7 protein-coding genes are annotated in these 9,383 nt (G+C 51.1%); 1 reads left to right on the top strand and 6 read right to left on the bottom strand.

Features of this window, described 5'->3' with window-relative positions; genetic code table 11:
* Positions 1-117 precede the first annotated feature (117 nt).
* Positions 118-957, bottom strand: coding sequence for a putative porin (locus tag OCL06_RS13070; RefSeq protein ID WP_262995265.1), 840 nt, complete (start codon positions 955-957; stop codon positions 118-120).
* A gap of 241 nt (positions 958-1,198) precedes the next feature.
* On the bottom strand, positions 1,199-1,966 hold the full coding sequence (locus OCL06_RS13065) for a SapC family protein (protein ID WP_262995263.1): 768 nt from the start codon (positions 1,964-1,966) through the stop codon (positions 1,199-1,201).
* Between the two features lie 409 nt (positions 1,967-2,375).
* On the opposite strand from OCL06_RS13065, the gene OCL06_RS13060 reads away from it, so the two are divergent.
* Complete coding sequence (locus OCL06_RS13060; RefSeq protein WP_262995261.1) at positions 2,376-3,578, top strand: dipeptidase; 1,203 nt, start codon at positions 2,376-2,378, stop codon at positions 3,576-3,578.
* A gap of 313 nt (positions 3,579-3,891) precedes the next feature.
* Here the strand turns inward: OCL06_RS13060 and OCL06_RS13055 are convergent, their stop codons facing one another.
* The 4 genes from OCL06_RS13055 to prsK form a co-directional block, all read right to left on the bottom strand.
* On the bottom strand, positions 3,892-4,914 hold the full coding sequence (locus OCL06_RS13055) for an alpha/beta hydrolase (protein ID WP_262995259.1): 1,023 nt from the start codon (positions 4,912-4,914) through the stop codon (positions 3,892-3,894).
* 122 nt (positions 4,915-5,036) lie between these two features.
* Entirely contained in the window at positions 5,037-5,777 is a 741-nt protein-coding gene (locus OCL06_RS13050; RefSeq protein ID WP_262995257.1) for a glutathione peroxidase, read from the bottom strand.
* A gap of 141 nt (positions 5,778-5,918) precedes the next feature.
* Positions 5,919-7,280 (bottom strand): PEP-CTERM-box response regulator transcription factor, encoded by a 1,362-nt coding sequence (gene prsR / locus OCL06_RS13045; RefSeq protein WP_262995255.1) that lies wholly within the window; start codon positions 7,278-7,280, stop codon positions 5,919-5,921.
* A gap of 47 nt (positions 7,281-7,327) precedes the next feature.
* Positions 7,328-9,355 (bottom strand): XrtA/PEP-CTERM system histidine kinase PrsK, encoded by a 2,028-nt coding sequence (gene prsK, locus OCL06_RS13040; RefSeq protein WP_262995253.1) that lies wholly within the window; start codon positions 9,353-9,355, stop codon positions 7,328-7,330.
* Between the last annotated feature and the right edge of the window lie 28 nt (positions 9,356-9,383).

Raw genomic sequence — 9,383 nt, 5'->3', positions numbered from 1 at the left:
GATGGATCGGGACCACCGGTAACTGGCAATGAATGGATAGCTGCCGGGAGGGAGACTCCCCCGTCCCGGACGTAACACCGGGACGGGTAGTGTGCAACACTGTGTGTAGCGGTGGGCCTAAAAGCGATAGGTAGACAGCAAGGTCAATGAGTCCAGTCCGCTATTGCCCTGCACGCCCACATCAAAGCCAGCACGTACCGACCAGTTGGGGTTTACCCAGTAATCGACTTCCGCGCCGACAACCTGTTGGTTTTCGTAGCCGTACTGTTCAAGTTCCGAAGATGGGTCCCGAAAAGTATAATTGATGGCCGCACTCAGGCCCGGTGAAAAGAAATAACGCCCCGATGCTTCAAGCGTGTCGATGTCGTCAAACATCACCTGCCCTGAAAAGTCCCACCCAGTGCCGTTGTGTATCATGGTATAGCGGGCAAAGGCGCTCGGTGACCATTTCTCTGTGGTTACCGCCGCAAAATCGTCAAAATTAAAAGGGGTCTGAGGTCCCCGTTCGCCCCCGGTATAATACGTATCCCGGGCACGGTGATATCGCAGCCCGGTTCCTACCTGAACATGACGATTAAGGTTGAAGCCGGCTTTGAGGTCGGCAACTTTATCATCCTCGTCATGAAGCCGGTTGTCGGTATCCAGGTAACTGATATCAGCGCTGAGCATCCAGTCGTTGTTCACATACCAGGTGCCGCCGGCCTGGGTGTAATCAATGTCATCCAGCGCAAAGTAATTTACCCGTACACTGGATATACGTTGTAAATAAGGGTTAATCAGGTGCACACCTTCGCGGTTGTTTATCGCACTCAGATACCGGGTATAACCAATACCCAGAAAATGATCGTCGGCATCCCTGAGGTCAGTAAAGCCAGCAGATACTTCATTCTGGGTAGCAACAGCAGTGGGGGCGAGCAGCGTTGCCAGAACGGCAACAGAAAACGCAGGGCGTATCATGGTGTATTTCCTTATCTACACCACCTCTTGGGTGGTCCATGGTTAATTGTTCAGTGGTCAAACCCCTGAACGGGTCACTGTGAAGATAAGGTAGCGGGAGTTAACTTAATGAAAAGTGAACGAAAACTGACGCTTACTTAACGGCGTGCTGAGGTCGAAACGGATATGAGGAGATGAGGTATATTGCGTGCAGGGAGGAAACAGAAAAGATGCCAGCCGGGAGGCTGGCATCTGTACAGACTTATTGTGCAGCTTCTTCCTGCGCTTTGTCTTCCGCTTTAACCACGCTTAACTGCATGTTGCGGATTGGGTTTTCAGTGCCGTTCGACAGCTCTACCAGACGGTTCAGCTGGCCAAGAGAAAGCATCACGGCATACATGGCCCCCAGGAAACCAGACTTGTGCAATTCCAGAACTTTTTCTTCTGGCAGCTCAAGCAGTTTCTTCTCGTTGATGCTCAACATGCCTGTTACGTTGCGTTGTTGGCCATTTTCGTACGTCAGACGAATTTGCACTTCTTCAAGCAGTTCCAGTTCGATTACCTGCTTTACAAAGCGCTGCGTCATCATTTCGCTGTTCGCAAGATCAGCCAGAAATTGCTGACGGTTTTTCAGAAAGTCACTGGGTTCACCGGCTTCAGTAAACAGTGGCTGACCGTCGTCACTCAACATTTCTGAGTTTTCATCGATGTATACCCCCAGCTTTTCACCGTCTGGGCGTACGTCGAACGGATAGCGCAGAATGTTCATTGGCACATGCGGGCCTTCCCAGCGCTCCCCGTTTAAAAACAGGTTCTGGCTTTGTTCCATGCCCAGCATTGCCACTACATGATAGCGGTCATTGTTTGGATCTTTGATAAATACGATAGGCATAGTGCTGGCCAGCTGCGCGAACTCTTTAATAGTTGCCGCGGCCAGGTGGGTTTTCTTGGCATACTTGAACGTGTTGTTCACCGCCACTTTAGTGTCTTTATGTTTTTCTTTATCTAGCGGTATGTAGTTGATCGCCATAACTCTTACTCGTTGTTTGTTGTTGGTGGGAACCCGTCCCGGTGATGTCCTTCAAGAAAGCAGTCCCTCTAAAAAACATCGTCAGCGTGCACGTGATGCAGCGCCAATTCGAATCACCAGGGTGTAAAAGGAAATGGGTACCACGGAGATTAATACCTGCACCCTGATAGTTTCTCTGGCAGGGTGCGGCGGGCAGTATCCCGCAATTACAGTGACAAGTCACGTGCCAGACACCTTACCAAGTTTTAAGTTTTTATTACAAGGTGCTAACACCCCTTTATGCAAAATATTTCCTGCAGCAGCATTCATGCCGTGGCGCAGATACCAAAAACAGAGAGTTGTTAACCGTTGCCGAACTGGTAGAGTAGCGGTTCTGATTTTTATTCAATCACCGGGAACCTGTGACACCATGAAATATTCATTGACCGCCCTTGCTGTAACACTGACACTTGCGGCCTGTAACGCACAAAGCGCGACCATCGAAGCCTCCGAACAAGCGAAAGCGTTAGCCAAGCAAACGATTATTGTGGATGGCCATATCGACGTGCCCTACCGGGTCAACGAAAAATGGGTGGATGTCACTGAGGCCACTGAAGACGGTGACTTCGATTACCCCCGTGCCATTGAAGGCGGGCTGAACGCACCTTTCATGTCAGTGTACGTGCCGGCCAGCATGGATAACTCACCTCAGTCAACGCAGCTGGCGCACATGCTGATTGATTCAGTAGAAGCTATCGTTGCCCGGGCCCCGGACAAATTCGCTATCGCCCGCACCGTCAGCGACGTTCGCGAACACTTTAAACAGGGATTAATCTCCCTGCCTATGGGCATGGAAAACGGTTCTCCGATTCAGGGGGATATGGCTAACCTGCATCACTTCTACGAGCGGGGGATCCGCTACATCACGCTGGCTCACTCGCAGTCCAACCACATCAGCGACTCTTCCTATGATTTACGTCGCCAGTGGAATGGCCTGAGCCCCTTCGGTAAAAAGCTGGTCGCTGAAATGAATAATATCGGCATGTTAATCGATATCTCCCACGTGTCTGATGATGCGTTTTACCAGGTGATCGAGCTGACCAAGGCCCCGGTCATCGCATCGCACTCTTCATTGCGTAAATTCACCCCCGGGTTCGAGCGTAATATGAACGACGATATGGTGAAAAAGCTGGGTGAAAACGGTGGCGTCATTATGATTAATTTCGGTTCAGGCTTTGTCACCAAAGAAGCCAGACAATGGCGCGCGGGGATGTCGCAGGCACGTAACCAAATAATTAAAACAGAAGGCGCGGACAGCCCTAAACTGGAGAATTTCGAAGCCACTTATCGCGAGCAAAACCCCTACCCTTACTCTACACTCAGTGAAGTACTGGACCACATCGATCACGTGGTTAACCTGATTGGTATTGACCACGTCGGTATTGGTTCCGATTACGATGGAGTTGGTGACTCTTTGCCAGAAGGCCTGAAGGATGTATCTGATTTTCCGAATCTGGTGCAGGGCCTGATGGACAGAGACTACAGCGAGAGTGATATTAAGAAAATCTTAAGCGGTAATATCCTGCGGGTATGGTCTGAGGTGGAAGACTACGCCAGCAAGTCAAAAAGCTAACGAAAACGTTGCCAGGCGTTAGCGGGGCGTTGATACCGCTGACGCCACCATGTTCAGTCGCCCCGATGATAGCGTAAATAATAACGCAGACGCCGCTTCGCTGCCTACAAGGCGATAGAAGGCGGTACCGGGTGGAGACTGCACGTCATTTTTTAGGCTACCTGTCAGCGGTAAACACAAATAAGGCAAGGATCACTCCTTGCCTTATCTTTATCCTCTGTCTGTTTATTCCTGCCGTTTCCTCGCCATCTCACTCTGTGGTGAGTGACAGCTATACAGGTTCGCTCAGACGCATGGCCTCACTCTCAGACCATTATTCCGCATGGCTGGTCAGAAAACTGGTCAGCATCATTTCCATCTGAGCGAACAGCGGGTTCGCTTCGGGCACTGCACAGGGTTCCCGTTCGTCCACCAGCACGCGGTTGAAGCGCATGTCAGTGAGTAGCGAGGTATTAACTATCAGGTCGGCATGACAAACCTCATACGACTTATCTATGACGAACAGGGTGTTATCGTTACCGGTGCGCTCCAACAACGCTTCAATACCCTGTACCGGCGTAGTGATGTCTGCCTGAGAATGCGCGGCGAACACGGGCATCTCCAGCGTTTTACCTTCTTCGAGCAATTCGCGAATACTCTCAATCACATCCATAAGCTCCAGCCCGGCAAACCCTGGCACGCTCGGGTATTTATAGGGATTTGCGCCATGGGTGCGATACTTACCGTCAATAATGCGGGCCACCCATTTTATACCCCAAATCCGCGACATGCTTTCTGCATTGTCGCTGAGTGCCAGGGCACCTGAAAACAGCAGGAGGCCGTCAAATCCTTGTGGTTGTGTTAATGCCTGTTCGACCACCAGCGCGCCCCCGGTAGAAAAGCCGCCGGCGTACACGGTATCACCCATCTCACGTGCAATGTCCAGTACCTCTTCCACGTGCTGCTGCCAGCGTTCAGCCAGATCCCAGTCTTCCATATCGTCATCAGCGTCTCGCAGGCCGTGTCCGGGTAACAAGGGCACTAACACGGTAAAGCCTTGCTCGTGGACGATACGCGCCACTTCGCGCATAAAAAACGGCGAGTCGCTAAGCCCATGCACCAACACCGCGACTTTGTCCGTCGGCTTATCGCCATACAGCATGTAAGGCGCGTTACCTTCGTTACGTAACAGCGGTGAGCATACTTTGAACTGATTCAGTTTAGGCGTGCGACAAGGCTGCACCTGGCCCCACTCTGCCTCATATAAACTGGCGAACTTGTCCATGGCAGCATCGGGGGCAGCCCCGGCCATACCTGTCCAGATAAGAGCACAAAGAAAAATGGTTACGCGCCGCACAACGACTCCTTAACGGAAAACTGACTAATAGATTGAGGCGCAGTGTAACACGAGTTTGGCGGAAATCAGGTAGAGAAGAAACGCAGCAGTGGTCGCTGCACCTAGGTGCAGCGACCCACAAATTAACCGAAGTATTTTTCCAGGTCGTCGGCACCACCGATGTGCTTACCACCCATGAACACTTGCGGCACCGTTGAACGGCCACTGATCGCCGTCAGTGATGTCAGCGTGGCATCGCGCCCCAAGATGACTTCTTCAAAATCGATGCCCTTTTCACTCAACAGGGTTTTAGCTCGCGCACAGTGAGGGCAGCCCGGCTTGGTGATCACCGATACCGACTCATGTACTTCGGCATCCGGTGCAATGTAATTAAGCATGGTGTCTGCATCAGATACTTCAAACGGGTCGCCGGGTAAATCAGGTTCGATAAACATCTTGTCTACCACGCCGTCTTTCACCAGCATGGAATAGCGCCAGCTGCGTTTACCGAAGCCCAGCTCGGATTTATCTACCAGCATGCCCATGCCTTCGGTGAATTCACCGTTGCCGTCTGGCAGCAGGGTAATATTGGAGGCTTCCTGGTTCATGCCCCAGGCATTCATTACAAAGGTGTCGTTAACCGATACACACAAGATATCGTCGACGCCGTGCTTTTTAAATACCTTGGCCAGTTCGTTGTAGCGTGGCAGGTGAGTGGAGGAGCAGGTGGGTGTGAATGCGCCGGGTAACGAAAAGACGACCACGGTCTTACCATCAAACAGTTCTTTAGTTGTTTTGCTGACCCAGTCGTCGCCCTCACGTACGGCAAAGGTTACATCAGGAACCTGCTTACCTTCCTGATTTGGAAATCGCTCTTCTGTCATCGTACTATCCTTTCGGTTGGGGGCGGGTGTCCACCATGGAAACCTGCCGTCATAAATTCACTGCAGCCACCGTGGGCTGTCACGTCCGGCGCAGCAACGCGTAGCCGGAGGTTACTGTGGCAGCAATGCGCATAGTTAACGCTAGGTGCCAGTCTTTATATCTTCCATTTGATATTTGTCGATTAGCGAGTACAGCGTCGGTCGGGTGACGCCAAGCAACTCGGCTGTTTTCGACATATTCTTGCCTGCGTTCTGATACGCTTTTCGAATAGCACGGCTTTCTGCCAGTTCACGCACTTCACGCAAGTTCAGCGTTTCGGGCTCAGCATTGCCGGCGACCGCCGTCAGGCCAAGATCATCTGCCTGCACCACCGTGCCTTCTGCCATGATCACGGCTGATTTTAGCTTGTTCTGCATTTCCCGTATGTTACCGGGCCATTTGTGTGCCAGCATGGCTTGTACGGCGCTGTCTGAAAACGACTTGGCCTTGGCATTAAACTCTTCCCGGTACATATTAAGAAAGGTTCTTGCCAACAGGATGATGTCCTGGTCGCGGTCACGCAGTGGCGGGATATGGATTGGTATTTCTCCAATCCGGTAATATAAATCTTCCCGGAAGCTTTCTTCGGCAACCATGCTTTGTAAGTCCCGGTGCGTGGCACAGATCACCCGAATATCCACGGGTATCTCATTTCGCCCGCCAACCCGCTCGATAACCCGCTCTTGCAGGAAACGCAGCATTTTTGCTTGCAGACCTATGGGCATATCACCAATTTCATCGAGAAACAGCGTGCCGCCCTGAGCCGTTTCAATTTTCCCCAGGGTGGTTTTGTTGGCGCCGGTAAAGGCGCCTTTTTCATAGCCAAACAATTCACTTTCCAGCAAATTCTCGGGAATACTGGCGCAGTTGATTGCCACAAAGGGCTTATCCTTGCGGGGGCTGTGTTCGTGGATACTGCGGGCAAACACTTCTTTACCCGTACCACTCTCTCCCAGCAGTAGCGTGCTGATGTCAGTACCGGCAATTTTTTCGGCCTTGCGCACCACCGCCTGAATGGCATCACTGTTGCCGATAATACGCCCCATCCCTGGCCTGGTTTTGGCCAGCACCCGGTTTTCCTGTTCCAGCTTCGCCAGGTTGAGGGCCCGGTTGATTAACAACTTGATGGTGTCAGAGTCAATAGGCTTTTGATAGAAATCATAGGCACCCAGATCGATGGCCCGTAGCGCGTTTTCTTTATCGTTATTACCGGTAACCACTATCACCTTGGTGCGGGGCGCCAGTGCAATTATTTCCTCCAGCGCCATTAATCCTTCCGACGCGTTGGCGGGATCGGGTGGTAACCCAAGATCCAGCGTCACTACCTTAGGCTCGTGACGACGTAACTGTGCAATGGCGGAGCTGCGATCATCCGCGAATACCACGTCGTAATCGGTGAGGCTCCATTTCAGTTGCTTCTGAATTCCCAGGTCGTCATCGACAACCAGAACGGTATCTGTCATGCGCATCTTCCAGTGTTATATGCTGTTATTATTCCGTGCGGGCATTACTATGTTAACGGAAACGTCAGTGTAAAGCAGGAGCCCTTTCCGGGCTCGCTCTGGACTGATAAGTTCCCGCCTATCGACTCCATATAATTTTTTGCATCATACGCCCCTATCCCCATACCGGCATTGCCTTTGGTGGTGTCAAACGGGGTAAACAGGCGATGATTGATAAATTCTTGATCCATACCACAGCCGTCGTCTTCAATTAGTACCAGCTGGCGCTTATTGATTGCATCTACATACAACACCACTTCTACACGGCCATTGTCTGAGGTGGCCTGCTGGGCATTGCTTATCAGATGGTACATTACGTTAGACAGCTTCTCAGGATCTACGACTACGGCAGACTCCTCCTGAGATTGTAGTACAGGTACCGGCTTATAACTCTGGCAACGATTATCAATTACGTGCTGTATGAGTTTTGAAAGCAGATGTGCTTCATCCCGTCGCGCCTCATCGACCTTTTTTTCAGTCAGCTGACGCAACATTTTGTCCATACGAGCTTTAGTGTGATGCAGCGTCTCAAACGTGTCCTCAATGAACTCAGGATTATGTTTGTGCTTATCGGCATTTGCCAGAATCAGGTCAATTTGCGCCAACACATTTTTCAGGTCATGCAACACGAATGCGGACATGCGATTGAAAGCGGCAAACTGAGCATTCTCCGCTACGGCCCGCGCCGCTTCATGGTGATAGACAAAGGTCGCAACCTGATCAGTGACTGCCGTCAGATAGTCTCTTACTTCCCAGTTCAGCGATACATCTTCGCGATCCACAGCTTTCAACAGTGCAAACCCCCACACTTTTTCATCCCTGAAAAATGGTAGCGCTAACTGGAAAGCGCAGTCCTCTATAAGCTGTCTGTCAAGTGTCAGACCATTATAAGTAAACGGCTTATTCTGAAACTCTTCAATGTCAATTAGCCAGGATGTCTGCTCACAATAAGGGGCCAGCGCTGTCAGTGTCTGTTGCTCCCCGGGTGATAATGCCGGGGCATTTACGGTGGCCACCTGCTCCCACTTACCATTGATGACCTTCACCAGCCGTCCGGTGTCATAGCCAATCGCATTCAGAACCCCCTCTAAGGCATGCTGATATACGGTGGCAGGGTCGCTGGAAGGTGAGGAAAGCGCTTTGGTTAGCTTCACCCATTCAACACGATAATCATATTGATTGGCGAAAAAGTGCTTGGTAATAAAGACTTTTATTTTGGTGCGAAAAGCATTCGATAAAACCAGGGTAGCCAACAACACTAACGAAAGTGCTATCAGGATTATTTGAACGGTCGCGCCCCAGCTTCCGCCTAAATAGTTAATGACATACCCTATCATTGCCATCACAAACAGATAGGCTCCAGCCACTAGTAATAGTGAACTGTGTAACACCACGTCCCTGGAGATGAAGATATCCACCCCCCAGTGTTTGATCCGGCGTATGGCTACTATCAATAACGGCATAAGTAACAGGTATATAAAACCGCGCGCGGCGATATACCCAACCTCTATCTGGTCTACCATGGTCGCGTTTGCATAGGTCACAAACTCGAACAGCTGGGTAGCGCCCAGATACAGTACCAGCGGTTTAAATGCCCACTGGTTCCCGCCGGTCTGGCGGAACATAACTTCTAGCAGTATCAACGCTTCCAGCGCCAAAATCGTATTGGCTAAGTATCTCAGGGAGGGGTCTACAGGGAGAATAGCGGGTGCTATCAACGTAACCAGGGGGGGCAATAAGATAAATCCCGTCACCGGCTGTTTCAGCACCTGCCAGATATCGGTGAAATCGTCCCGCAAACAGCTGGCGATAAACAGCAGCCACACCAGCTGCTTGCCCGCATCTGCGGTTAGCAACCAGTTGAGGGTCATCGGCCCGCGTAATACCGACAGCATGCTCAATGACCACGCCAGCGTGGCCATAGTCGCAAGCATTAACAGGTATTTAGCCAACCCCGATTTTCTTACTGTGAGCAATAACAGTAATAACACCAGGTATGCCAGGCTGTTTAGTCCGTAGCCGATATCCGCAATCATGTTCGTCCCTATTTACTGCGTTTCTGCT

The organism is Alteromonas salexigens, from assembly GCF_025628895.1.
Taxonomy (GTDB): domain Bacteria; phylum Pseudomonadota; class Gammaproteobacteria; order Enterobacterales; family Alteromonadaceae; genus Alteromonas; species Alteromonas salexigens.
The sequence above is the reverse complement of the archived record's forward strand: the minus strand, read 5'-3'. Positions and strand labels throughout refer to the sequence as shown.